The following is a 24642-nucleotide window of genomic DNA, read 5'->3' on the forward strand; positions in this document are numbered from 1 at the left end:
TGCGCTATCTGGGGCGAGTCGATATCTGAAGGGCTACAAGGTGAGAATGTGAAGCCTTATGCGTTTACTTTGGTACGACCAGTCTGCCCGATGCTATTAGTCCATCTGATAATCCAGTAACCTGCTTGATCGTATTCTTTACCCTTATGCGTCCAGCCCCGATAAATACTGCCCTGCTGCCATTCCATGAACTCAGGGTCATCTAGTAGTCTGCCAAGCTAACTTTGCTATGTTAAATTTGGATATAAACGCTCCATTTTTCGGCGAGCATCTTTGGTTTGAAAACCCCAATAAACACTAGCTTTTTGCTGATTACGTTTTTTCTCCCAAGCGGCAATCTCAGAAGTTAATGTTTCTGCATTAGGAATACGCCGTTCTAAACATTGGCGAGATAAAACAGATAATTCGATTTCTACCTGATTCAGCCCTTCGGGTTCGCCAGTTGCTTCAAGTCGGGGAACCCGCCCAACGCACTGGCTCACCAAGAAGCGTGTTTAGGAGTATAGTGAAACTCTAACTTTTGAATAATTCGACGTGCTTCTTCTGGTGGAAAAACTTCATATAATGCATTGGGTGTATGAATATTCAAGTTATCAACTACTAAACGAATAACATCGGCATCTCGGTAGGAAACATCTACTAAATTTTTCATTTGTTTAGCAAAATCGGCTTTAGTTCGACGTTCTGTAACTTCGATATGCCGCCATCCAGCCAAGGGTTGAAAACATGCGAATAAATTTACTGTCCCGTTACGTTTATACTCAAAATCCTAACGTTCAGGTTGCTCTGGGCTGTGGTGGCAAAAGAAGTCTTACTTCTTCTACTAATTGGTATTGGGACGTCATCAAAGCAGACTACAGGGCGTTTAGGATCATAAGGCTCATTGTATAAATCCAGCACATCTTCCATTCGGAAAACATATTCTGCGTTAACTTCAGGAATACACCATTGTTCTTTCAACCAAGGCTTAATTTCATTTTTTTTAAAGTTTGACGTACTGTTTCATCTGAGATTGAATCTATGATACCAACGTTCACTAAATGATCTGCTAATAATTGCATTGTCCAACGCACTCTTCCTTCTGGCGGATTAGAACAAGCTGTTGCAATCAAAAATGCTTCTTGCTTTTCATCTAATTTTTTATGTTTTGGTGGATGAACTTCATCCTTTAAAGCAAAATCTAACCCTCCAATGACAAATTTTTCTCGTATTCGTTGCACTGTTGCAACATGCGCTCTAACTATGCTAGCGATCGCTTGATCCGTTTCTCCTTCGGAAGCCATCAAAAGAATGTTTGCACGGCTTATGGTTCTTGCCTTATGCTTACCTTTCTTAATTATCGATTGCAGTTGGGAAACTTCATCTTCATTCAAGTCAACAATGTACTTTTTTGCCATGTTACACCCCGTTTTTGGCTATTTTACCAATTAGAGGTTTTACTTAGCAAAGTTACCTTGGTACACTACTAGTTCCGACTTAAAGGACTGGTCATAAATGGCATCCTCAAAGCCTTGTTTATAAATCAAGAACTGGATTTCATTCTCAAAGGCTATGGAGTCATGCAAGGGATAATCGCGGATACCATCATATTCCTGTTGCCCCAAGGTGTATAACTGGATGATTTGGGTTAACCGAGGGTCAAGGCTGGCGCGTTCAGGGGTTTCTTGGGTGGTCTTAGCTTTGGTCATTGTTTGTATATCACAGTGATATACAAAAATAGTCAAGTTGACGAACCGCCGTACTTATAAGTCCTGAGCATAAGTGATCGCCTAGGACTAAGGGCTACCGTGGGCGGCTAGATGGCATAAGTGTAGATAACGTAGATTTTTCTAGACTTCTTTTTAGGGGTTAAGTTACCCCAATCAACCCCAATCTCATTAGGGTTTGATTTGTAAAAAGTATCGACCATGTTGATCGTACCGTCCCAGACCCAGCCAGCCGCTTCCATAGCCTTCAGTATTCTGTCGAGAACTTTTTCAACTACGGGGATGTAGGTTTTACGAGTAGCTGTAGTGGATACTGAAGATACTATTTGGACAATTGGGGTTTCTGATGCAACTTGGGTAATCTGTGTCATAATAGAGATTCCTTTGGTTTTGTAGTTATTACTGAGGGATTTATAGCGCTTTTCTGAGTGCCAATCAGGGAGCGCTTTTAACTTTGGTTATTCTTGGGTAATATCTTACTTTTGATGTAAGCATTTAATGATACTTGCTGCCCTACTGACTGGCTGTATTCCAACTGAGCTTTAAGTAACTGTTGGTATTCCTCATCCGTCAGCCGAACCGTTAAGTTTTTCATTACTCCCCTCTGAACTCCATACATTCATAGTAGTCTTTGACTGAGTTGACTGCACCAGTAATATTACTGTACTTTAGACATAGTTTAATAACTTAAGATCCTTAAGTAGTATTTTAGTAGCCGTAGAAAAATCCCCCAGGATTCCTGAGAGATTAAACCAATATTCGATGTATTTTAGTCTTTGGCTTCTTAATGCCTAGAATCAGGTTAACTCTTATATCTCCGGTAACACAATGTTTCTACTAACACCCGCATAGTGATCATTAATAACCCTTGGGCTATTCCCAACCACCCTAGCTACCTCAGCAGCAGTCAGACCAGATTCAAGCATTCTAGTAATAGCTGTATGCCTAGTGTTGTAAGCTGGCCTGTAGCGCTCTACTAATCTCTGTTCAATCAACTGGTTAATCTTAGGTTTCCAGTAGTCCGATAAAAATCTATTGTTATTTATAATACCTCCAGACACACTGGTAAACACCTGATCCGTCTGTGCGCCCCTAGTCAGCCCTTTAAGTAATCTAATCAACTGAGGGTTACAAGGGACACTTCTAGTCTCTCCGGTTTTCGTAGGTTTTCTGGTATCCAACCCCAGGTAATAAGAGGCATTTATGGTAACACTACGGTAATCAGGGGCTATCTGTTTCCACTGTAGGGCGATCGCTTCACCCGTCCGGCAACCAGTAATAAACAGGAAGTTAACAAAGGTCTCGTAGTGATCACCCCGGAAAGCATCCAGTATGGCTAACATCTCAGAGGTACTAAAAGCATCTATGGGTTTTCTTTTGGGTCTTTTGATACCTTTGGATAACCCGGTAAACCTATTGGTTTTTAGTAGCCCTTGGGATACCGCCCAGTTACTAGCGGCATTAAGTAGTATTAGTATTTGCCTAGCGGAACTAGCGCCCCTATGTTGTACTATCCAGTCCTTTATCTTTTCAGCATCATTAGGATTCTCGTAAGGCACAGAGGCGATTAGGCGCTTCCATTTACCTTGGTAAGCCTTATGATATGTAGAGACGGCTAAATCAGTTTTTCTATGTTCACTAAATAGCTGCCAAAGTTCGCTAAGGGTTATCTGTTTCTTTGGTTGGCTCTTGGATGCCCGGTAATCATCGATACAGAACTTATCAGCCGCGATCGCGTCCTCAATATCCCAGGCAAGCCTTTGTACCTGCTTAATACTTCCTGGGTTATGAGTATCCAACCCGGTAGATATATAACGACTGGAGCCATTAGCGATCATTCTGGGTAGTTGAAGGCGATATTTACCGCGGTACTCCTCGATGCCGACTGTACCCGGTTTAGCTTTTTTCATGGTAGCCACCTGATAACTAAGCAGGCTTTGAGCCTACCAGGGAAGCAACAAGTATATTAGATGATTTTATTTTACCTTAGAGGTATATCAGGTAACTTGGGACGGTTAACCAGATGAGCGTAAGTTTGCATAACCATTCGGGTGTCTTTATGTCCCAGTAAATATGCCACCCCCGTAACCGATGTGCCTTGGTCTATGGCATGACTGGCAGTTGTGTGCCGAGTCGTATAAGGTCTTCGGTAATCTACACCAACTTTAGTTAAAACCTTAACCCAGTATCTCTCTCGGAAGTTACCATCATCTATAGGTTTTCCTTTGACTGTAGTAAATACTAAGGAATCCGGGTCAGTTTTAGAGGGTTTGAGCGACCACAATAAGCCCCTTAACTCTTCGGTCATTTCTAGCTGTCGGTTACTACCTGTTTTAGTCTCCTTTCTGACCCTCTGATATCCGTTACCTGCCCAATCCCTAGATAGGCTTTCTTGGATGGTTACAAACCCTTGGTCAAAGTCTACATGACACCAACGTAGCCCAATAGCTTCAGATGTCCTAACACCTGTAGCCAGCAGAAACTTAATAAAAGGCGCGTAGTGCATGGCAGACTCTTCAAAGCCCTGGATAATCACTTTAATCTCTCTGGAAGTAAAGGGTTTGATTGACTTGGTACACACCCTACGGGTTTTTAGCTCGTCATAGGGGTTACTATTTCCCAGGTTTTTTGATATGGCCCAACGATAACATCTTTTCAAATAACCCAGGCGTTGATTGAAAGTTGAGGCTCCTAAGTTAGATTTGGTCAGCCACAGAGTATCCATCAAATCAGGGTTAGCTTTAAGAATCTGCTGCCTAATAGCTTTGTAGTGGTGTTGTCTGGTAGCTACTGAAAGGCTGAGGCTGTCTACCCAGTAATCCCACAGTTCCAGTAGCGTTTGAGGTATTGAGGCTTGGTTACTGGATTGTATAGATTGCTTCGAGGTTAGTCGGTATCGGTCTAATGTGGAGTCAAAGTTCTTAGCTAGGATATCATTCTGTATTGTAGTGGCGATCGCTTGGGCTATATCTAAATCTCTTTTGTTGTCAAATCTACCCCCAGGGACAGGATTAAAACCATAACGTTTACCATTAACACTAAATCTTAACTGAATACTTCCTTGGTTATTCCTGGATGGCTCTATTTTTCTCATTTGCCTTAAACTTGACTTAAGTTTTGCGTTTAAGGCAGATAAGGTCTTATCTGGGCTATATTATCAGCCGTTAGGCTACACCCTTGGTAAGGGTGAGGTCACGAGTTCAATCCTCGTCACGGGCTTAGGCCAGACAAATCTAGTAGTCATAAAGCACCTTAACTTGTCCTAAGTGTGTCCTAAAGCTTAAGACACTTTAAGGTGCTTGGCAATGATTCAAAGCCTCTTGACTTTCAGGGCGTTTTTTAGCCACCTAGGGAGCCACCGAGTCAACTACAGGGTGACTGTCAGCCTACTTTCCAGGTCATATCCATTGAGGGTAGACTGAGTTTTACCAAAGTCTACCCCCAGAATCAGTTAGATACCTAGTAGGGCGATCGCTAAGGGTTAGATGGGATAAGTGTATTTGAGTCTTTGGTATTATTTTCAGGGTGCTTAGGTGGGCTGGATAATCTCTAATATTGACTCATAGGTGGTTGCGTCTAGTCCGTCAGCCGTTACAAATATCTCAGCAGCCTCAGCCTTATCAAAACCTGAGTCAGTTAGAGTAACCGTGTAGCTATGTGCATTGATAAAATCTTCCGTCGGATTACCATTTTCATCCTCGGCTGTTACAAAGTCGATATCATCACCAGTTAGCTCTATACCATCCAGAGTAATAGTAAACATTGCCTAATCCTTCAGTACTTTCACCTCTGGTTACTAGCCTGGCTCGACTGAAGTACCCTAGACTGCTTGATAACCTCAGTCTGTGTCAGGGATTTCTTAGGCTCAGGATTATTTCTAGCCGCCAATAACTCTATCAGTCTACCCCGTTGTTCTGGATTAAGCCCCCTGTAGACTTCTAGCCTTTTTCTTTGCTGGTCTGTAAGACTCTGGTGAACCTTTAGGCGTTCTTGATGAACCTCAGCAGCCTTTTTAGATGACCTAAGCGAAATATGTAATTTCACCCTGTGGACGTATAGGGTTAACCAAGCTAGTATTAAGTATAGCTTTGTCAAACTACATACTTAATAAATCTAAGTAAGGATAGATTATCAAAATCATGCAAGTTTATTTAAACGTTCTACCCGTTGCAAGTGAAAAAGAGGTTGTAGAGGTCATATTATTGGAAAACCTTACCAAAAAGCAAATCCTTGACCGCCTAGAGGATGTATTGAAAAGAGAACGTGAGTATTCGTTAGCCGTAGCGGATTCAGTATTTAATGATTCTGATAAAGAGGAAGCCAAGGATTTAGTAACCTTAAACGAATATTTAGAAAGACAGAATATTGTAGTATCTAAGGGTGATTTCCACCTGTTAGCCGTAAGGGTAGCCAAAGCATATATCGAGGAATACGGAATCAAGCCGCGCCGCGTTAATCGGAAAAGTCCAATATCAGGGGATTTTAAAAATAAAGCTTACGGATATACTGATGACTAGTTATACGTTATTGACCGCGTGTTGACCACCATACCCCATGTGAAAAACCCTAGAAGATAACTAAGTGACCTCTGGGGATTTATTGTGGATTCTAGGGGCTACAGGCATTGGTAAGTCTGTAGTATTACCTCTCGATCGCTGTCGGGCATCTTAGAAGTATGCACCCTGTATTTTACCCCTGACTCTAAAACGACATCATACTCAGATGATTGGTAATAAAGGACTTTGGTATTTACAGGGGTGGCTGAATCTATGTTCTTAGCTAGGATATCATTCTGTATTTGGCTAGCGATCGCTTGAGTCGTTTTGAAGTCCCTGTTGTTAGCAAACTGCCCCCCATGTATGGGATTAAAGCTGTAACGTTTACCGCTCACGTAAAACTTCAACTGACTATAAGTTCAATCTTCGTCATGGATTGTTAACTGTACTTCCATTTTCCCATAAGCCTTCTTCACCCAATATCCTCTGGGTGGCTTTTCTACCCCATAAGCCTTACACCATTTTTCTACAGCCTTATCAGACACACCAAAATCTCTCCCAATTTGTGCGGTTGGCTTTTCCCAAACTAGTTTACCTAGTTCTTCTTTCGATGGCCTTTCAACTTTTCTGGTATGAATCCTAGAGTCTGGGTTAACCTTTCTAGTTGTTAAGTCAACGCCAAACTCCTTGTAGGTTCGCTTAAGTGCTACTTCAGTTAAATCTGTAAAATCTTCCCACCAATAAAAAGGATTGGGTGATTTAGGTGGCGTTGTCCTGATACCGCAACCGCCAAACTTGATTGATGGATACACTACTTTGTTTATATCTGGCAAATAAAGGCCATAAAAATCAAAGTCATCAGATTTGTACTTTTTCTCATGACAACCATTCTTGTCTGCCCAATTGCTTTTATTTTTCAGTGTGCCATCACAACTGTATTTAGCTTGAATTCTGTAACATTTGCCATTTTTGTAGGCAATCAAATCAAAGGGTGCATGTTCAGTTACTACTGGTACAAAAACCGAATATTCTTTCTCGACTAAATCTGCTATCACTTTAGCAGCTGCTAGATCACCCTTATCTTTTGTGTGGTGCATTTATATGAACTCTCAAGCCTATTTGGTAAATTACCATGAAAAGGCTTCTTTAAGGTTCGTATTAAGTTAAAACGAGCGCGGCAGGGTTCGAACCTGCGACCAACGGATTAGAAATCCGTGGCTCTATCCACTGAGCTACGCGCCCAACATAAATTAATGGCTCCTGAAGGAGTCACCTAAACTATTATATCGTCTTTACTTAGCAAGAAGCAATCAAAAATTGCAGATTTACCACTAGCAAGGCTAAGATGCTAGTCGCTAGCTAGTCAATTTACACTAAAAACGAAACAGATGGACTATTGGTTTAGATATATTGAGTTGTCAAGGGGTTATTTGCCTGTTAACGCCAATGCCCTCTGGGTGGCTACCTTCGGGAAGAATCTGGCGATCGCTAGGCTCATTCCCACAGTATGCTAGGTAATTTCAGCCTTGGCAATACTGCCAAATGCCATTATATATTCCATATTAAGAGTGCCCCTGTGAGGAGTTTTTGCTAGTGCCATGTTTATTCTCAAACGGCAGGATGTTGAAATATCAAGCATTCAGCACCCAAAAAAGGATCAGCAAGTGCCGATTCTCAATTATCAAGGGCAGACTTTTCGCTTGATTAGTGTTTTCAAAGCTAGTCAAGAAGAAGAAGCTAGAGCCTTATGGAGAGAATTAACGGATAACCGGGGTAAAGCCTGTGTTTTGCTGGAGGAACCGGAACGTTTTAGCGTCTGGGGTAAAATCCGTTTAGAGCAGCTGGATAGTGACACAGGTGGTCATGGCAAAACGGCGATTTTAGTCCAAGCCAGTATTTTGCTGTTACAGGGTGTTTCTATCGACATTGAAGAGTTTTTAGGTGCTAGGCAAGCTGCATTATTTGAAAAAGATATTGCGGAGGTGTTCAAGCAAAAGCAATTTCCTCAAGTATCTTCCCTAGAAGCGGTTAAATATTTGGTATCTACCAATCCTTTGCCAACCGCCAAAATACCTGATTGGCAAGAAAATCATGTAGTTATTCTATTACAAGAACTGCATCGATTAGGAAAAGCCTATTTTGGCAATGGCAATTTTACCAAACAAGTGATTTATAAGTTAGAAGATATGCCAGAAGCCGAGCGGTTGCTATTTCTCAGTTGGCTAAATCAATCGCCACTGGGTAAACTGTGGCAGTAGCATGGAAAATTTTAACAAAATTCCGGCCACTTGTACTTGCTTTTGGTGTCCAATTGTGTATTACTTGGCAGACACACTGCTATATATACAGTCATTTAACTCAAAATACTGCCAGAGTGCATCTACATAGTCAAGTCCTATGAATAACTCTTACGAGAATTCGTTCCTTTCTAAATCGATTTTCAATACTCAGAACATTGTCTTAGCTAATATTGGCTGGGCCGTACTAGCACTGCTATACTTTTTGTTGTTTAGTGCCAAAGTTCCCGGAGCTGATGGCATAGAAAGCCGGGCCGAGTGGTATGTGATTGGTACAAATATTTTTGAAGCTTTAGCTTATTTGGGTGCCAGTATCTTATGCTTGAGGAACTGGCTGAGTCCACAAATCGTCAGTGGGCGAAATGTCTGGCTCTTAATTGGCTTAGGTATGCTTTCCTATTTCGTTGGGGGGATAATTTTCGGATATACCGAAATAGTTTTAAAAGATGAACCAGATGTGTCTGTAGGCGATATATTTTTTGTACTGACTTATCTATTACTTGGCGCAGGCATGATTTTAGCTGTGGCTTCCAGGCGAATCAATCTGGAAAAATGGCAGTGGCTAATTGTGTTAGCAATTGCAGTGTTCGGTAGTTTGTTGGCATGGTGGATTTCTATGCAACAGGAAACACCCTCAGAACTACTAGTCGCTATTTTGAATTGGTTTTACGTAGTTAGCGATGTGGTTCTGTTAATTATTGCTACCACTCTGCTGTTAGCCTTTTGGGGGGGAAGAGTTTCCCAGTCTTGGCGAATGATTGCAGCAGCGGCCTTTTCGCTTTACATTGCAGATATGTGGTTTAAATACGCCCAAGGCCCCAACTATCAAAGTGGGGAGATATTAGAAGTGTTTTGGGTGTTTAGTGGGGTGTTATTTGGCATGGGCGCTGTCTTAGAATATGACGCATCACTAAGACGAACGCGGCGTACCAGTGGACGTAAACGAGCTTAGTAAAGATTTTTGGTATCTACCGTGAGAAAACTAACAGACTCTGACAAGCAAGAAATTCTTAAGTTATATCGAGAGACTGCCGAAACAACCTCAACTTTGGCAGAACGCTATGGTGTGAGTAACTCGACAATTAGTCGCCTGCTCAAAAGCACTTTGCCAGAGGATGAGTATGAATACTTAGTCTCTTTAAAGCGGGCTGCGAGAACTCCTGAAGGCAGGGCGCAGGTAAGCTACGAGCAGTTACCATTGCTGACTCAACCGGAACCAGAGCCGGAGATAGAAGTTCCACCCATCGAAAGCCCACCGTTGGAAGTGACAAAGGTTGAGCCGCAGCCACGTCGGGTAATTCGTGTAGAGCAGGAAGTTTACTCAGAGGAAACGGCAGAATCACTCGCTGCTAGTAGACGGGTGCGCCGTCGCCCCTCGGCGGCGGAAAAACCGAAGCTCCGAGTTACAGAGAAATTGGAAACTCCAGAGCAAAAGCCGCCGGAAATAGTCAGCATCTCCATTCCACCGCTAAAGGATAAACATCCAGGAGCTGCTGTCATCGCGCAGATGCTGGGTGAAGATTTGCTAGATGAATCGGAGGATTTGGATGATTTAGAAGATGATGATTTAGAGGATGACGACTTTGAGGAAGAAGACTTTGATGATGATGACCTGGATGACGAAAGACCTTTAGTCACAAAAAGAAGACCAGGTGAAGCATCAGTTCAAGTTTTACCTCTGTCGATAGCCAATTTGCCGAAAACTTGTTATTTGGTAATTGACCGTTCCTCGGAATTAATTACCCGACCTCTCAAGGACTTTGGTGATTTGGGGCAAATTCCCAGCCTGGAAACCCAGCAAAGAACTCTGCCGGTGTTTGATAATCATCGCGTCGCCAAGCGTTTTTCTACCAAGCGCGATCGCGTAATTAAAGTTCCTGATAGTAAAATGCTCCATAAGGCTCGTACTCATCTGCAAGCTAAAGGCATCACACGATTGCTGATTGATGGTCAGGTCTATTCTTTGTCTACGGTTTAGGATTAGGTATCGGGCATTGGGTATTGGGCATTGAGCATTGGTTATTCCCTTTGTCTTCTCACCCAGTCCCCAGTCCCTTCAACTGTAGACAGCCCTTGCAAAACGCTCTGCCAAATAAATAATGTCCTGTCTACGGGCAATTTGGTTCATCCATTTTTGAGGAATATTTTCCACCCCATAATAAATTCCCGCTAACCCACCAGTGACGGCGGCAGTAGTATCGGCATCTCCGCCTAAGTTGACAGCTTTCAGCACCGCCTCAGAATAAGACGAACTATTTAATAAACACCACAGGGATGACTCTAAGGTATCAATTACATAGCCACCAGAATTAATCTCTTCAACTGGTAACTTGGCAATCTCACCACTAAAAATTCTGCCAAAATGCGGCTTTTCTAACAAAAATTCTCGGACAGAATAAATTGTTTGAATATCTTGCAATGCTTGTAGATAAGCTGTTTGGGGGTCAGCCCCTTCTAGGAGCGCCACTGCAATACTAATATAAATTCCACAGGACATTTGCGATCGCGCATGAGCATGGGTAATCGCTGAAACATCATGCACCCGCGCTAGCAATTCGCCTAAAGTTAAGTTTCGGTGACAATAAGCCATTGGCAAGATTCTCATCAATGAACCATTACCATTACTATTTTCAACCTTCCCACCCGCCTGATGGGGAACAACTCCCTGTTTCAAGCGCATAATTGCTGTATGGGTAGTTTGACCAATATCAAAGACATCGCCACGGGGAGTCCAGTAAGCCTCCTTGTACCACCGCCAGAAGGAATTGGCTATGGCATCCAACGAATACCCCCTACAAAGGCATTCTGCTAGGCAAAAGCTTAACGAACTATCATCTGACCAAGTTCCTGGTGGTTGATTCCATGTGCCATAACCCTGCATCGTTGTCACTGGAGATTTTACTCGTTCAGCACGGCTAGTAAACTCCACCGGCACACCCAACGCATCACCGACACATAAACCCATCAAACCAGACAACGTTTTTGCACCGGTTAGCATTATTCAATCTCCACAATAACTGCTCAAAATTAACTTTATAGATTCCCTCTATAGGTTGTTGCAACAGATGCTACAGCCAAGTTTTTCATCCTCTGTGAAAAGCTCGGCAAAAAATTGTTAGTCGGATATTTTATTTACACTATTCCGACATAGCTTGAGTTCCAAATATTGTGACAGTTTTAAAAGCGTCTATTTTTGGAACAAAGAACCCAGATGAAAAGACATTGAATGTAATTATAACAGCTTATTTATGATTACCTGGGATACTTAGCCTGTAACTCTTATGCATCATTAGCAACATTTATTTAATAAAATCTGGGAAGCATTTGGAACATTGTTAAATGATTTTCGACTGGGAATATACAAGTAAAAAATACAAATTTTGGTAAAAATTATGAAACGCTTACTCAAGTCTTTCGTGACATTTTCTGCATTATCTTCCTTAATAGTTGCTCCTTTATTTCTATCAGCTGGTCAAGCTTCTGCTGAAACCAAAAAGGGTACTGATGCTAGTTATGTTGGTGCTGGTGTTGCAGCTGGCGTTACTAGCGGCGGACAAGGTATCAATGATGCTGCCACATTTGGTGGTAATGTTACAGGCCGCGTGAAATTAGGAACTACGCCATTTTCTGCACGCGGTAATGTTCTCTGGAGTGATAAGACAAGTGCTATCATCCCAGAACTTTCTGTGGATGTGCCTATCGCTAATAAAACTAACGCCTACTTAACTGGCGGTTATTCTTTTGTAGAAAAAGATGGCTCACCAACTCCTATAGGTAACAAAGATTCAGTAGTGCTAGGTGCTGGTGTTGAATCGGAAGTTGCTAACAATTTCCTTGTCTACACGAACGCTAAAGTTGGACTTGGTGCCTACCAAAATAGCGATGCTTCTGCTGTCACCATCAATGGCGGTCTTGGCTATCGCTTCAAATAAAAAATTATTGAGTCCTCGGTCACTCTATACTTTACTTAAGTACTCAGGACTTAGCACGGGCTAAACGCCCCGCTACCGCTAACAAAACTCACTACTCCCAAAAGCTGGTTTTGTTAAGTGTTACATCACTGACAAAGCCGGCTTTTGCCGTGGTAAAATTAAATCATTCCTCATTATTCCGGCCGAATTACCGGGGATCAAGTAGCCGAAGGGTGCTAGTTCGGTGTCTACGTAATGCTTTATTGAGAATACTATACAAGTCTAATGGTTAAATCTGCTCCTTCCCCAATCGCTAGCCGTAAGCCTTCCAAAGTAGAAGGAATCAAGGAAAATAGTAATTTTTTGCGTGAACCTGTAGCAACTGAAATCCTTCAAGATACTACCCATTTTACCGAAAATGCGGTGCAGCTTTTGAAGTTTCACGGTTCTTATCAGCAGGATAACCGCGACAACCGCACTAAGGGACAGGAAAAAGATTACCAGTTTATGCTGCGGACAAAAAATCCGGGTGGTTTAGTACCGCCGCAGCTGTATCTGGCTTTAGATAAAATCGCTGATGAGTATGGCAACCACACGTTACGAGCAACTACCCGTCAAGGTTTCCAACTGCACGGTATTTTAAAGAAGAATCTGAAATCAGCGATCGCCACAATTGTCAAGAATCTGGGTTCGACTTTGGGAGCTTGCGGTGACATTAACCGAAATGTGATGGCACCACCAGCCCCCTTTAAGAATCGCCCAGAGTATCAGTATGCTTGGGAGTATGCTCAGAATATTGCTGACTTGCTGACAGCACAGACGGGTGCTTATTACGAAATTTGGTTAGATGGGGAAAAAGCAATTAGTGCTGAAGAGAACCCAGAGGTGAAAGCAGCGCGACAGCGCAATGGGAATGGGACAATTATCCATGACAACGAAGAACCGATTTATGGCACGTACTATATGCCCCGCAAGTTTAAAATTTGCGTGACGGTGCCAGGGGATAATTCGATTGATTTGTATTCTCAAGACCTGACATTGGTAGTGATTACCAATAAGAAGAAGCAATTAGAAGGATTTAATATTTTTGCTGGTGGCGGTTTAGGTAGAACCCACGGTAAAGAAGAAACTTTCGCTAGGTTAGCAGACCCCATTGGTTATGTGGCGAAAGATGATGTCTACGACATAGTGAAAGCGATTGTTGCTACTCAGAGAGATTATGGCGATCGCACTGATCGTCGTCATGCCAGATTAAAATATTTAATTAACGATTGGGGCCTAGATAAATTCCGTGCCCAAGTTGAAGAATATTTTGGGAAATCAGTCGAAGCCTTCAAACCACTGCCAGAGTTTAAATATTACGACTTCCTCGGCTGGAATGAACAAGGTGATGGCAAGCTATTCTTAGGAATTTCCATTGACAATGGTCGAATCAAAGATGAAGGTTCGTTTCAACTGAAAACCGCTTTGCGGGAAATTGTCGAGCAGTTCAACTTACACATCCGTCTGACAGCCAACCATAACCTGATTTTTTACGATATCGAACCAGATAGCAAGCAAGCTATTCAAGACATTCTCAGCCGTCACGGTATCGTAGACGACCCTAGTAAAATAGAACCTTTAGTACGGTATGCAATGGCTTGTCCGGCTTTGCCCACTTGCGGCTTGGCAATCACAGAATCAGAACGAGCAATACCGGGTATTTTGGAAAGAGTTCGCGCCCTTTTAGATAAAGTTGGTTTGCAAAATGAACATTTTGTGGTAAGGATGACAGGATGCCCTAACGGTTGCGCTCGTCCCTACCTAGCAGAATTGGGCTTTGTCGGTAGCGCTCCAGAATCTTACCAATTATGGTTAGGAGGTTCGCCAAATCAGACTCGACTGGCACAACCTTATACAGAGAAGCTGCACCACAATGACTTAGAAATCTTCTTAGAGCCAATTTTTGTTTACTTTAAGAAATCTCGGAAATCGAAGGAAAAATTCGGTGATTTTTGCGATCGCGTTGGTTTTGATGCCATCCGCGAGTTTGCTGCTAGCTACGATCCTAACACCGCTAATGGTGCAAACAAATCACGTCACCGGGTCAATTTGAAAGAAGAAGTTTATAGCAAGTTGAAGGAAGTAGCAGAAAGCCAAGGGAAGCCGATGACTCAGTTAGTGACTGAAGCGCTAGAAGCCTACTTCCAGAATCTTTCGTAAGCTGAAAAATTGAAGATAATGAAATTAAAGAGAGACACAGATAAATCCATCTGTGTCTTTCTCGCGTAAATCCTAATACAGCTGGTAACACATCCGCAGGAAGACTGAAGTATGGTAACAACAGCAAAATTCGCAGAAACTAGGGATGTGCTGCAAAACATCAGCTGGCAGACATTCAAAGCTATGCTGGCAGATATGGGATCTGAGCGAAATAAAAGGCTAGCTTATGACAACGGAATAGTAGAAATTATGACTCCGCTAATGCCGCACGAGAATTCAAACCGTCTCATCGAAGGTTTTGTTCTTGTGTTGTGTGAAGAATTTGGTTTAGAAGTTAAAAGCGCTGGCTCATTGACTATGATGCGGGATGACTTGGAGCAAGGAGGCGAGCCGGACAGTAGTTACTATATCCAAAATGAATTCTTAGTCCGCAACAAAGAAAATATTGACCTGAATACAGACCCACCACCAGATATAGTACTGGAAGTGGAATATTCCAGACCCAAGATAGACAAGTTAAGCCTTTATGCTTCAATGGGAGTCCCAGAATTCTGGCGGTATAACGGAAATGTCTTGAGGATCTACACCCTTAACAGTGGACAATACTCGCAAAGCGATCGCAGTCCAACTTTTGCGCCTGTTTTGGTGACGGAGATTCCCCAATTTATCCAAGAAAGCAAGAAAGTTGGACAAATAGCAGCAACTCGTGCTTTCCGTACCTGGGTTAGACAACAGATATCTACAGCAAGGCAATAATTCATTAAGAAAAATGTCTCAACTGCAAAGAATTGCGATCGCACCCTCCCAATTTCAACAAGGGCAAATTTTACTCACCAAAGAACAACAACATTATTTGGGGCGTGTGTTGCGCTTGCGTGAAGGCGATCGCTTTATTGCAATGGATGGTAAAGGAAAATGGTGGTTAGCGCAGCTAGCAGGGGAGCAGGCACAGGTTTTAGAATCGCTTTTGGTGGAAACTGAATTACCTGTATCGATTACGCTGATGGTGGCGTTACCCAAAGGCAATGGATTTGATGAAGTTGTGCGGTGTTGTACAGAGTTGGGAGTAACTTGTATTGCACCAGTATTAAGCGATCGCACTTTGCTCGATCCTAGTCCTCAAAAGCTCGAACGTTGGCGGCGCATCGCTGCGGAAGCCGCCGAACAATCAGAGCGCTCTTTTGTGCCAACAATTTTAGAGCCTGTTGCTTTTAATACGGGTTTGTCATTGGTCATTGGTCATTTGTCATTTGCCAACAGTCAGCAATATATTTGTGAAGCGCGTGCTGAGTTTCCCCATTTAAAACATTGCTTACAGCACAAAGGACAAATGACAAGTGACAAAGGACAAGAAACCATTGTCATTGCTACTGGCCCAGAGGGAGGATGGACAACACAAGAAATTGAGAATGCGATCGCATCTGGATTTCAACCTGTTTCCCTTGGTCGCCGCATTCTGAGAGCAGTTACAGCCCCAGTAGTAGCATTATCCTTAATTACCGCAAGTTGTGAAGTATAAATGATTTATAGCTCACGCAAAAGTGATTTTGCGCGAGACATCACTCCATCCTGTATTTAAAGTAAGTGATGATTGAGCAAGTTGCGATCGCCTTTGACCATAAAGACTATCAAACAGCTGCGAAATTACTCAAACAGCTGCTAATAGAATCACCAGACAATCCTTGGGTACAATTTTATCTTGGTCGGTTGCATGAAGTATCCACAAAGTATCAGGATGCGGAAAAAGTTTATCGGCAACTGCTGCAAGACACGACAAATACCAAAATAGTGTCGCTAGCACGTCAAGGTTTGCAACGACTGCAAGAAATTGAGATTGAACAAAGACAAAGAGCCATTTCCCAAGCAAAATCTGAACCTAATAACACTGAACTTGGCGTACTAGTTTTAGAGCCACTCAGTAACGAGATGAAAACCGACGCATCTCGAAAATTTGCCCAGATTATGCAGCTAGATCCCTATACCGCACGGCTATTAATGCCAAGTCGTGGCTGGAGGTTGTACCGTACTGGACAAGTGGGAGAACTAAAATTTTACGGCAAACAGTTACAGCAGGCTGGTATTCCTTGCTTTTGGGCAACAATAGCTCAAATTCAGCAAATTCAAGTTTATCAAGTCAAACATTTTCAAGAATCTACCCCACAAGCTACTGTAGTTTGCTGTAATGATACAAATCAACTCGGTTCTCTCACCTTTGACTGGTCAGAAGTTACAGCCAGAGTAGTGGGACTATTGCCCATTTTTGAACAAGTTGTAGATGTCAATGCCCGCCGTAAACTGGAATGGAAAACTCAAACACAAGACTATGCTCAATTTTGTGATTTACACCTACCTGGTAGACGTTGCATTCTTCGATTTGATGATAACGGCTATGAATTCCAGCAAGGTTTAAAAATCATTCCCCAAGCTAGCCAAAATACAATCAGAATTAATTGGAATAGTTTATCAAGTTGGATTGACCAGCAACTACCTCAAGTTAAAATTTGGTCAGATTTCACATCATTTGCAGATACAACATTAGATCAAACAGAAATGTTGGGTCATATCAAGTCACATATTCATTTGCTTCGCAGGGAACAGACTAATTGGGACTCAGCTTTTCATTTATATAGTGGACTGGTGTTTCTTAAATAATTCGTAATTCGTAATTCAGTTACCTATTACCTAATACCCTTGGATTAGGCATTTTTCCTCTTTACGTCCTTCTCTAAGAGACGCTTCTCTACGTTTGTGTAGCATGTCAGAGAACTCGAATGCGCGTCTTTTGAGGTGTCCTACGGGTTAGCCTTTGGCATTCTCGTAGAGTAGTCGCTTTGCGTCTACGTTATAAAAATTGACTTTGGCAAAGATTTTTAGCCTTAGCTGAACTGTATTGATTCATTAACTACCTTAAAAAAGCAGTTCATAAATCAATCAAATGGGAGTACTATTCGCTTTTCTGAACTACAGCGATGTCTACGATGGTCACTGAGCTTGTCGTACCACTTCGTGGAAGCAAGCTACGCGGAGCGTCTCGTAGAGAAGTGTGGGCTACGCCTACGCACCCTTTTTCTTCCAGATATCAAAAGTTTTTCTTGGTGTCTTTGTCTGAGATTATCATCCGTTATTCCAGTTAGTGAAAAAATAATGATAAATTGCAGGTAAAACACTGACAGAGTGAATTAATAAAATGTAATCTACCTGAAACTTAATGTTTACTTAATAAATGATTTGTAACTCACAAATAGCAGAAGGTTGGCATGGGAAACTTAATTTAGTCTATGCCGATCGCCAGGGTGCAACCCAGTTAATTTACAATCAACAACAAGCGCCCCTGAAGGTACAACGCCCATTTTATCCAGAAGCGGAAAAAGTTTGTCATAGCGTAATTTTACATACAGCTGGGGGAATGGTGGGAGGCGATCGCTTATCCTCTAACATCCACCTCCAACCCCAAGCCCAAGCCTTAATTACTACAGCTGCTGCAAGCAAAATATATCGCAGCAATGGATTACAAGCTAGGCAAACCATCCAGATGCAAGTTGATCCTGGTGCTTGTTTGGAGTGGTTGCCGCAGGAGACAATTTTATTTAACGACGCGATTTATCGGCAAGATTTACGGGTAGAATTAGCAACCGGGGCCAGTTGGTTAGGCTGGGAAATTACCCGGTTTGGTCGCAGTGCTAGAGGAGAAAAATTCTTGCAAGGGGAATGGCGATCGCACACAGAGATTTGGCAGCAAAGCGTTCCTTTATGGATTGATCGGCAATGCTTACGAGGTAGCGAAGACATTTTCCACAGTCCCCACGGCTTGGCTGGAAAACCAATAGTAGGTAGTTTAGTTTGGGTTGGTGGTGCAGTTTCAGCAGAAATTGTCGAAAAAACACGGAGTTTATGGAATGGGGAAGGAGAAGTGGGTGCTAGCCGATTACAACATGGATTATTGTGCCGATATCGCGGTTCTTCTACTTCTGAGGTGAGAAACTGGTTTATTGATGTTTGGCAGTTGCTACGAGTTTCTTTTCTGAATCGTGGTAATTGTATACCAAGAGTGTGGCAGGTTTGAACAAACCGCAGAGGTGCAGAGAACACAGAGGAGATAAGAATGCAACTTACGCCGCAGGAAAAAGATAAGCTATTAATTTTTACTGCTGCTTTATTAGCAGAAAGACGTAAAGGAAGGGGTTTAAAACTGAATTATCCTGAAGCGATCGCTTATATTTCTGCTGCCATTTTAGAAGGAGCGAGAGATGGGCAAACTGTGGCTGAATTGATGAGTTATGGTACAACACTATTAACGCGGGATGATGTCATGGAAGGGATACCAGAAATGGTACATGATGTGCAAGTTGAAGCTACTTTTCCTGATGGTACAAAGTTAGTAACAGTACATAATCCAATTCGTTAATTTTGTAAGTTTGAATTTATTATGATTCCTGGGGAAATTATCACACCAGCAGGTGAAATTGAACTAAATGTTGGTCGTCCAACTATAAAATTACAAGTGTCAAATACAGGCGATCGCCCCATACAAGTAGGTTCTCATTATCACTTTTATGAAGTTAACACCGCCTTAAACTTTGACAGAGAACAAGCTAGAGGAATGCGCCTTGATATCCCCGCCGGAACCGCTGTCCGCTTTGAACCAGGCGATGAAAAAGAAATCATCTTAGTCCCCCTCGTCGGTACTCGCCAAGTCTACGGCTTCAACGCCAAAATTAATGGAAACCTCTAAAAACCCTCTGCGTACCTCTGCGCTTCCCTCCGCGTCTCTTTGCGTTAAAAAAAAGGATTTTATATGCCTTACAGAATGGATCGCCGCGCCTACGCTGAAACCTACGGCCCAACAGTAGGTGATCGCATCCGGCTTGCAGACACAGAATTATTTATTGAAGTTGAACAAGATTTCACAAGCTATGGCGATGAAGTGAAATTTGGCGGCGGTAAAGTTATCAGAGACGGAATGGGACAATCCCCCATTGCTAACGCTGATGGTGCTGTAGATTTAGTAATTACTAATGCCTTAATTCTCGATTGGTGGGGAATTGTCAAAGCGGATATTGGCATTAAAGATGGCAAGATTTTCAAAATTGGTAAAGCCGGAAATCCTTATATTCAAGACAATGTAGATATTATTATTGGCCCCGGAACTGAAGCCTTAGCTGGTGAAGGAATGATTCTCACTGCTGGTGGTATTGATGCCCATATTCATTTTATTTGCCCCCAACAGATTGAAGTTGCGATCGCTTCCGGTATTACCACCATGATTGGCGGCGGTACTGGCCCAGCTACGGGTACAAATGCCACTACTTGCACCCCCGGCCCTTGGAATATTTACCGAATGCTGCAAGCTGCTGATGCTTTCCCCGTCAATTTAGGATTTTTGGGCAAAGGTAACGCCAGCAAACCCCAAGGGCTTGTAGAACAGGTAGCCGCCGGTGCAATGGGGTTAAAACTTCATGAAGACTGGGGAACTACGCCCGCAGCAATTGATACTTGCCTCAGTGTTGCTGCTACTTATGATGTGCAAGTAGCGATTCATACTGATACCCTGAACGAAGCCGGATTTGTCGAAGATACGATCGCAGCTTTCAAAAATCGCGTCATCCACACCTACCACACCGAAGGCGCAGGCGGCGGACACGCACCAGATATTATCAAAGTTTGCGGTCAAGCCAACGTTTTACCATCTTCCACTAACCCCACACGTCCTTACACCCTCAACACCTTAGATGAACACCTGGATATGTTGATGGTATGTCATCACCTCGATCCTGCGATCGCTGAAGATGTGGCTTTTGCTGAGTCTCGCATCCGCCGAGAAACCATTGCCGCCGAAGATATTTTGCACGACTTAGGCGCATTTAGTATGATTTCCTCCGACTCTCAGGCAATGGGAAGAGTAGGCGAAGTGATAATTCGCACCTGGCAGACATCTCACAAAATGAAGGTGCAGAGGGGAATTCTTAACCCACAGGGAAACGAGCAAAAAGCAGATAATTTTCGGGCAAAAAGATATGTTGCTAAGTATACAATTAACCCTGCGATCGCTCATGGAATTGCTCAATATGTAGGTTCAGTGGAAGAGGGAAAATTAGCAGATTTATGTTTATGGCATCCCGCATTTTTTGGCGTGAAACCAGAGATAGTGATTAAAGGCGGAATGATTGCATGGTCGCAAATGGGTGATGCTAACGCCAGTATTCCCACACCGCAACCAGTTTATATGCGCCCAATGTTTGGTAGTTTTGCAGGGGCGCGTCATGCCACATCATTAACTTTTGTTTCACAAGCAGCTTTAGAGAACGAAATTCCTAGCCAGCTAGGTTTACAAAAGGCAGCAGTAGCAGTTTCTGGAACACGCCAATTGAGCAAGCGGGATATGAAGCTGAATGATGCACTACCCCACATTGAAGTAGATCCAGAAACATATCAAGTCAGAGCAGATGGTGAGTTGCTGATTTGTGAACCTGCGACAGTTTTACCAATGGCACAGAGGTACTTTTTGTTTTAGTTCATGAGCGAGCAACTTACTGATTACGATAGTTCTTGGAAAGAAGTCATCGAGCTATATTTTCCCCGCTTTCTAGAATTATTTGAGTTCCCTGTGGCGAAACTGTTGGACTATGAGCAAGGGTGGAAAACTTTAGAGTAAACTACCAATCCTTTTGGTGTAATTGTGATGGCACATCTCAAGACCAAGACAACGAAACGAAACTCAGAAAATCGGCCAGGATTAATTTGGCTCATGAGTTTTTATGGAAAAGTGGAAGTGCGTAGGCGTAGCCCGCACTTCGGCTGCGCTCAGTGACCGTCGTAGACATCGCTGTAGTTCAAAAAAGCGATACGATAAGACTTAAATCGCTCCAAATAGTAACATCTACATACAATAATGGAAAGATTGCTAAACATCCATATTGAAAAATTACCAGAAGGCGTTTATTTAGCAACATCTGATGAGCTTCAAGGTTTAGTAGCTCAAGGACGGACTGTTGCTGAAACTTTAGAAATTGCCCGTGATGTAGCGCGTAAGTTATTAGAAGCACAATCTCAGGATCAAGAACTAGATTATTTGCAACCAATAGCTGAACAATTTAACTATCCTTTAGTTGTAGGTGAGTAGTTTATTCATGGGACGGCTAGCTGGGTTTAGCTATAGACAGATTATCAAAATATTAAAAACCTTTGGCTTTGTTTTTCATCGTCAAGCCGCAGGGAGTCATGAAATCTGGTTTAATCCTGAAACTAATCGTTACACTACTATTCCCAATCATTCTGGTGATATGCCAGAAGGAACATTACGTGCAATTTTAAAGCAAACTGCTATTGAACCTGAAGATTTTCTTAACCGCTCTTAGTAATAAAGGGGATTTTTATTCATTTTGATTAAGCTTGTTCCTGCTGTTCTAACCAAGCTACTAAATCAGCAACTTCAGAAAAATCAAGCAAATCTTCTCCCAAATTTTCTAACTGTTCAGCAGATAAATTCCGAACCTGCTCACCTAACGATCCAGCGATATCACCAAAACGCCGTTTAAGTAGACAACTTATTAATTTAAAAGCTTCTTTTTGAACGATATCTTGATAAATTACAGATTCTTTCATAATATCCCCCCGTAAAAATTGCCGTACCAAATCCTTTTCAAACCACAAACCCGCCAAGCTAAATATTTACAAGCCTTGTCGTAACTCACCCTCTTCCTCTTCTTTTGACACAAAAAAACAGCCGCCTCCACAAGGGAAGCAGCTGTTTTACAAATTATGTAACTAGAAAGTATTAGTAATCGAAGTCGCCACCACCAGCACCAGCGCCAGCAGGAGCGCCGTCTTTTGGTTCAGGCTTGTCAACGATAATACATTCGGTTGTCAACACCATACCAGCGATGGATGCAGCGTTTTGCAGAGCAGAACGAGTCACTTTAGCAGGGTCAACAATACCAGCAGCTAACAAATCGACAAATTCGTTCGTTGCAGCATTGTAGCCAACGTTGAATTCTTTCTCTTTGACGCGTTCAGCGATCACAGCACCATTCTGACCAGCGTTTTCAGCAATCCGCTTCAGAGGTGCAGGTAAGGCGCGAACAACAATCAAAGCACCAATCAACTCTTCATCTTTAAGATTGCTCTTTGCCCAAACTTCCAATTCAGGAGCAAGGTGAGCCAGAGTTGTACCACCGCCAGGAACGATACCTTCTTCCACAGCAGCTTTGGTGGCGTTGATAGCGTCTTCTAGGCGCAGTTTCTTGTCTTTCATTTCGGTTTCAGTCGCTGCACCAACTTTCACGACAGCGACACCACCAGAGAGTTTAGCAAGACGCTCTTGTAATTTCTCTTTGTCGTAAGAAGATTCGGTTTCATCGATTTGACGACGAATCTGTTCGACACGAGCTTTAACAGCAGCTTCGTTACCTTCGGCAACAATTGTGGTGCTGTCCTTGGTGATGGTGATCCGGCGAGCTTTACCCAGGCTATCCAGCTTGGTGTTATCTAGCTTCAAACCAGCATCTTCGGTAATTAGTTGACCACCAGTTAAAACAGCGATGTCTTCTAGTAGTGCTTTGCGGCGATCGCCAAAACCAGGAGCCTTAACAGCAGCCACGTTGAGTACACCGCGTAAACGGTTTACTACCAAGGTTGCTAAAGCTTCTTTTTCGATATCTTCGGCGATAATTACCAAAGGACGACCAGCACGAGCTACTTGCTCTAACACTGGTACGAGGTCTTGTACCAAAGCGATTTTCTTATCGGTCAGCAGTATGAAAGGCTCATCAAAAACTGCTTCCATCCGCTCAGGGTCAGTAGCGAAATAAGGAGAGATGTAGCCTTTGTCAAAGCGCATCCCTTCAGTGATTTCCAACTCGGTGAACATAGATTTCCCTTCTTCTAGGGAAATTACGCCTTCCTTACCCACCTTGTCCATTGCTTGGGCAATCATCTGACCGACTTCTTCGTCATTACCAGCCGAGATTGCACCAACTTGGGCAATGGCTTTGGAATCTTCCACTGGACGGGCGTGTTCTTTGATTTTGTCTACCAAAAAGGCAGTAGCTTTATCAATACCACGCTTCAGGGAAATTGCGTTAGCACCAGCTGCAACGTTCCGCAAGCCTTCTTTGACGATCGCATGAGCTAAAACGGTAGCAGTTGTGGTGCCATCGCCAGCAGCATCGTTGGTTTTAGAAGCAGCCTGACGAATCAAAGCTACACCAGTGTTTTCAATGTGGTCTTCTAATTCGATTTCTTTAGCGATCGTTACACCGTCATTAACAATTTGCGGTGCGCCAAATTTCTTTTCTAGGACTACGTTACGACCTTTGGGGCCAAGGGTAACAGCTACAGCCTCAGCCAAGATGTCAATGCCTCGTTCTAAGGCGCGACGGGCGTTTTCGTTGTAGATAATGCGCTTTGCCATAATTGTTTTAGTTGTCCTTTGTCATTTGTCTTTTTTTCTTCGTCATTTGTCATTTGTCTTTTGTCATTGGCTAATGACTAATGACTAATGACCACTAAATAACGACTGCTAAAATATCTTTTTCAGAAAGCAGTACATATTCTTCGGTGCCGAGCTTGATGTCAGTGCCAGCGTACTTGGAGTACAACACTTTATCACCGACTTTAATTTCCAATTCCTGACGGCTACCGTCTTCGTTACGCTTGCCAGGGCCAAGGGCAACTACTTCCCCTACCTGGGGCTTTTCCTTGGCGGTATCGGGCAAATACAGACCACCTGCGGTCTTTTCCTCTGAGGCGTTCACTTTTACGAAAACGCGATCGCTCAAAGGTTTAACTGTAGAAACGCTTAAAGATAAGGCTGCCATAATTATTTTCTCCAGAGATTAGCACTCTCAACCCCTGAGTGCTAATTTACCTAAAATTGGCATCCAATGGCAAGAATTCCTTGAGTACGGGTTCCCGAACTAGAAGAGCGTTGATGTACTTAAGTATTAATGCCTAATTATTTATATCCTTCGGGTTCTGCTCTGTAAGTTACGTATATTTTTATATGGTCATAGGGAGTCGGGAGTAGTGAAGA

The 24642-nt window shown here is 42.8% G+C and carries 30 protein-coding genes, 1 tRNA gene and 1 pseudogene; 17 read left to right on the forward strand and 15 right to left on the reverse strand.

Annotation, left to right across the window (positions count from 1 at the left end; translation table 11 throughout):
- Positions 1 to 56: 56 nt before the first annotated feature.
- From NPUN_RS44025 to NPUN_RS04100, 8 genes and pseudogenes are all read right to left on the reverse strand, one after another.
- Positions 57 to 188, reverse strand: a complete 132-nt coding sequence (locus tag NPUN_RS44025; RefSeq protein WP_272913953.1) for a hypothetical protein — start codon at positions 186 to 188, stop codon at positions 57 to 59.
- A gap of 39 nt (positions 189 to 227) precedes the next feature.
- Positions 228 to 1397 (reverse strand): annotated as a pseudogene (locus tag NPUN_RS39960) (IS630 family transposase).
- Between the two features lie 39 nt (positions 1398 to 1436).
- Positions 1437 to 1688: a hypothetical protein gene (locus NPUN_RS04075; RefSeq protein ID WP_041565182.1), complete on the reverse strand. Its 252-nt coding sequence runs from the start codon at positions 1686 to 1688 to the stop codon at positions 1437 to 1439.
- Between the two features lie 107 nt (positions 1689 to 1795).
- Positions 1796 to 2077, reverse strand: coding sequence for a hypothetical protein (locus tag NPUN_RS04080; protein WP_012407567.1), 282 nt, complete (start codon positions 2075 to 2077; stop codon positions 1796 to 1798).
- 77 nt (positions 2078 to 2154) lie between these two features.
- The gene (locus NPUN_RS41550) at positions 2155 to 2301 is read right to left on the reverse strand and encodes a hypothetical protein (RefSeq protein WP_167315572.1); all 147 of its coding nucleotides are present in this window, start codon (positions 2299 to 2301) and stop codon (positions 2155 to 2157) included.
- 214 nt (positions 2302 to 2515) lie between these two features.
- Positions 2516 to 3616: a site-specific integrase gene (locus NPUN_RS04085; protein WP_012407568.1), complete on the reverse strand. Its 1101-nt coding sequence runs from the start codon at positions 3614 to 3616 to the stop codon at positions 2516 to 2518.
- 71 nt (positions 3617 to 3687) lie between these two features.
- Positions 3688 to 4800 (reverse strand): tyrosine-type recombinase/integrase, encoded by a 1113-nt coding sequence (locus NPUN_RS04090; RefSeq protein WP_012407569.1) that lies wholly within the window; start codon positions 4798 to 4800, stop codon positions 3688 to 3690.
- A gap of 435 nt (positions 4801 to 5235) precedes the next feature.
- The gene (locus tag NPUN_RS04100) at positions 5236 to 5469 is read right to left on the reverse strand and encodes an MBG domain-containing protein (RefSeq protein ID WP_012407570.1); all 234 of its coding nucleotides are present in this window, start codon (positions 5467 to 5469) and stop codon (positions 5236 to 5238) included.
- A 376-nt stretch (positions 5470 to 5845) separates the two neighbouring features.
- Between NPUN_RS04100 and NPUN_RS04110 the strand changes: the two genes are divergently transcribed.
- Entirely contained in the window at positions 5846 to 6223 is a 378-nt protein-coding gene (locus NPUN_RS04110; RefSeq protein WP_012407571.1) for a hypothetical protein, read from the forward strand.
- A gap of 98 nt (positions 6224 to 6321) precedes the next feature.
- Here the strand turns inward: NPUN_RS04110 and NPUN_RS04115 are convergent, their stop codons facing one another.
- The 3 genes from NPUN_RS04115 to NPUN_RS04125 all read right to left on the reverse strand — a co-directional run bounded on the left by NPUN_RS04115 (position 6322) and on the right by NPUN_RS04125 (position 7444).
- Positions 6322 to 6597 (reverse strand): hypothetical protein, encoded by a 276-nt coding sequence (locus NPUN_RS04115; protein WP_148220243.1) that lies wholly within the window; start codon positions 6595 to 6597, stop codon positions 6322 to 6324.
- Between the two features lie 24 nt (positions 6598 to 6621).
- Positions 6622 to 7299, reverse strand: coding sequence for a group I intron-associated PD-(D/E)XK endonuclease (locus tag NPUN_RS04120; RefSeq protein WP_012407573.1), 678 nt, complete (start codon positions 7297 to 7299; stop codon positions 6622 to 6624).
- A gap of 72 nt (positions 7300 to 7371) precedes the next feature.
- A tRNA-Arg gene (locus tag NPUN_RS04125) sits at positions 7372 to 7444 on the reverse strand.
- A gap of 146 nt (positions 7445 to 7590) precedes the next feature.
- Between NPUN_RS04125 and NPUN_RS44030 the strand changes: the two genes are divergently transcribed.
- The 4 genes from NPUN_RS44030 to NPUN_RS41555 all read left to right on the forward strand — a co-directional run bounded on the left by NPUN_RS44030 (position 7591) and on the right by NPUN_RS41555 (position 10477).
- Positions 7591 to 7716: a hypothetical protein gene (locus NPUN_RS44030; protein ID WP_272913954.1), complete on the forward strand. Its 126-nt coding sequence runs from the start codon at positions 7591 to 7593 to the stop codon at positions 7714 to 7716.
- A gap of 84 nt (positions 7717 to 7800) precedes the next feature.
- Positions 7801 to 8460 (forward strand): Npun_F0813 family protein, encoded by a 660-nt coding sequence (locus NPUN_RS04130; protein WP_012407574.1) that lies wholly within the window; start codon positions 7801 to 7803, stop codon positions 8458 to 8460.
- Between the two features lie 139 nt (positions 8461 to 8599).
- Positions 8600 to 9451, forward strand: coding sequence for a hypothetical protein (locus NPUN_RS04135; RefSeq protein WP_012407575.1), 852 nt, complete (start codon positions 8600 to 8602; stop codon positions 9449 to 9451).
- Positions 9452 to 9472: 21 nt separating this feature from the next.
- Positions 9473 to 10477, forward strand: a complete 1005-nt coding sequence (locus NPUN_RS41555; protein WP_012407576.1) for a helix-turn-helix domain-containing protein — start codon at positions 9473 to 9475, stop codon at positions 10475 to 10477.
- Between the two features lie 78 nt (positions 10478 to 10555).
- On the opposite strand, the gene NPUN_RS04145 is transcribed toward NPUN_RS41555, so the two are convergent.
- Positions 10556 to 11497, reverse strand: a complete 942-nt coding sequence (locus NPUN_RS04145) for an ADP-ribosylglycohydrolase family protein (protein WP_012407577.1) — start codon at positions 11495 to 11497, stop codon at positions 10556 to 10558.
- A 394-nt stretch (positions 11498 to 11891) separates the two neighbouring features.
- Between NPUN_RS04145 and NPUN_RS04150 the strand changes: the two genes are divergently transcribed.
- The 12 genes from NPUN_RS04150 to NPUN_RS04200 all read left to right on the forward strand — a co-directional run bounded on the left by NPUN_RS04150 (position 11892) and on the right by NPUN_RS04200 (position 21967).
- On the forward strand, positions 11892 to 12431 hold the full coding sequence (locus NPUN_RS04150; protein ID WP_012407578.1) for a porin family protein: 540 nt from the start codon (positions 11892 to 11894) through the stop codon (positions 12429 to 12431).
- Between the two features lie 264 nt (positions 12432 to 12695).
- Entirely contained in the window at positions 12696 to 14612 is a 1917-nt protein-coding gene (gene sir, locus NPUN_RS04155) for a sulfite reductase, ferredoxin dependent (RefSeq protein WP_012407579.1), read from the forward strand.
- Positions 14613 to 14723: 111 nt separating this feature from the next.
- Positions 14724 to 15368: a Uma2 family endonuclease gene (locus NPUN_RS04160; protein WP_012407580.1), complete on the forward strand. Its 645-nt coding sequence runs from the start codon at positions 14724 to 14726 to the stop codon at positions 15366 to 15368.
- A 13-nt stretch (positions 15369 to 15381) separates the two neighbouring features.
- Positions 15382 to 16131, forward strand: a complete 750-nt coding sequence (locus NPUN_RS04165; RefSeq protein ID WP_012407581.1) for a 16S rRNA (uracil(1498)-N(3))-methyltransferase — start codon at positions 15382 to 15384, stop codon at positions 16129 to 16131.
- A gap of 68 nt (positions 16132 to 16199) precedes the next feature.
- Positions 16200 to 17264, forward strand: coding sequence for a tetratricopeptide repeat protein (locus NPUN_RS04170; protein WP_012407582.1), 1065 nt, complete (start codon positions 16200 to 16202; stop codon positions 17262 to 17264).
- A 571-nt stretch (positions 17265 to 17835) separates the two neighbouring features.
- Positions 17836 to 18675, forward strand: a complete 840-nt coding sequence (locus NPUN_RS04175; protein WP_012407583.1) for an urease accessory protein UreD — start codon at positions 17836 to 17838, stop codon at positions 18673 to 18675.
- 39 nt (positions 18676 to 18714) lie between these two features.
- Complete coding sequence (gene ureA / locus NPUN_RS04180; RefSeq protein ID WP_012407584.1) at positions 18715 to 19017, forward strand: urease subunit gamma; 303 nt, start codon at positions 18715 to 18717, stop codon at positions 19015 to 19017.
- Positions 19018 to 19038: 21 nt separating this feature from the next.
- Positions 19039 to 19344, forward strand: a complete 306-nt coding sequence (locus tag NPUN_RS04185; protein ID WP_012407585.1) for an urease subunit beta — start codon at positions 19039 to 19041, stop codon at positions 19342 to 19344.
- Between the two features lie 63 nt (positions 19345 to 19407).
- Positions 19408 to 21123, forward strand: a complete 1716-nt coding sequence (gene ureC, locus NPUN_RS04190; protein ID WP_012407586.1) for an urease subunit alpha — start codon at positions 19408 to 19410, stop codon at positions 21121 to 21123.
- A gap of 3 nt (positions 21124 to 21126) precedes the next feature.
- Positions 21127 to 21264: a hypothetical protein gene (locus NPUN_RS42975; protein WP_234711045.1), complete on the forward strand. Its 138-nt coding sequence runs from the start codon at positions 21127 to 21129 to the stop codon at positions 21262 to 21264.
- Positions 21265 to 21501: 237 nt separating this feature from the next.
- Positions 21502 to 21732 (forward strand): type II toxin-antitoxin system HicB family antitoxin, encoded by a 231-nt coding sequence (locus NPUN_RS04195; protein WP_012407587.1) that lies wholly within the window; start codon positions 21502 to 21504, stop codon positions 21730 to 21732.
- Positions 21733 to 21739: 7 nt separating this feature from the next.
- Positions 21740 to 21967: a type II toxin-antitoxin system HicA family toxin gene (locus NPUN_RS04200; RefSeq protein ID WP_012407588.1), complete on the forward strand. Its 228-nt coding sequence runs from the start codon at positions 21740 to 21742 to the stop codon at positions 21965 to 21967.
- A 28-nt stretch (positions 21968 to 21995) separates the two neighbouring features.
- Here the strand turns inward: NPUN_RS04200 and NPUN_RS04205 are convergent, their stop codons facing one another.
- From NPUN_RS04205 to groES, 3 genes are all read right to left on the reverse strand, one after another.
- A complete protein-coding gene (locus NPUN_RS04205) occupies positions 21996 to 22214 on the reverse strand; it encodes a DUF4351 domain-containing protein (protein ID WP_083782460.1) in 219 nt (72 codons plus the stop codon).
- A gap of 172 nt (positions 22215 to 22386) precedes the next feature.
- Positions 22387 to 24021: a chaperonin GroEL gene (gene groL / locus NPUN_RS04210; protein ID WP_012407589.1), complete on the reverse strand. Its 1635-nt coding sequence runs from the start codon at positions 24019 to 24021 to the stop codon at positions 22387 to 22389.
- Between the two features lie 94 nt (positions 24022 to 24115).
- A complete protein-coding gene (groES, locus tag NPUN_RS04215) occupies positions 24116 to 24427 on the reverse strand; it encodes a co-chaperone GroES (RefSeq protein ID WP_012407590.1) in 312 nt (103 codons plus the stop codon).
- Positions 24428 to 24642: the final 215 nt, after the last annotated feature.

The organism is Nostoc punctiforme PCC 73102, from assembly GCF_000020025.1.
Lineage (GTDB): Bacteria > Cyanobacteriota > Cyanobacteriia > Cyanobacteriales > Nostocaceae > Nostoc > Nostoc punctiforme.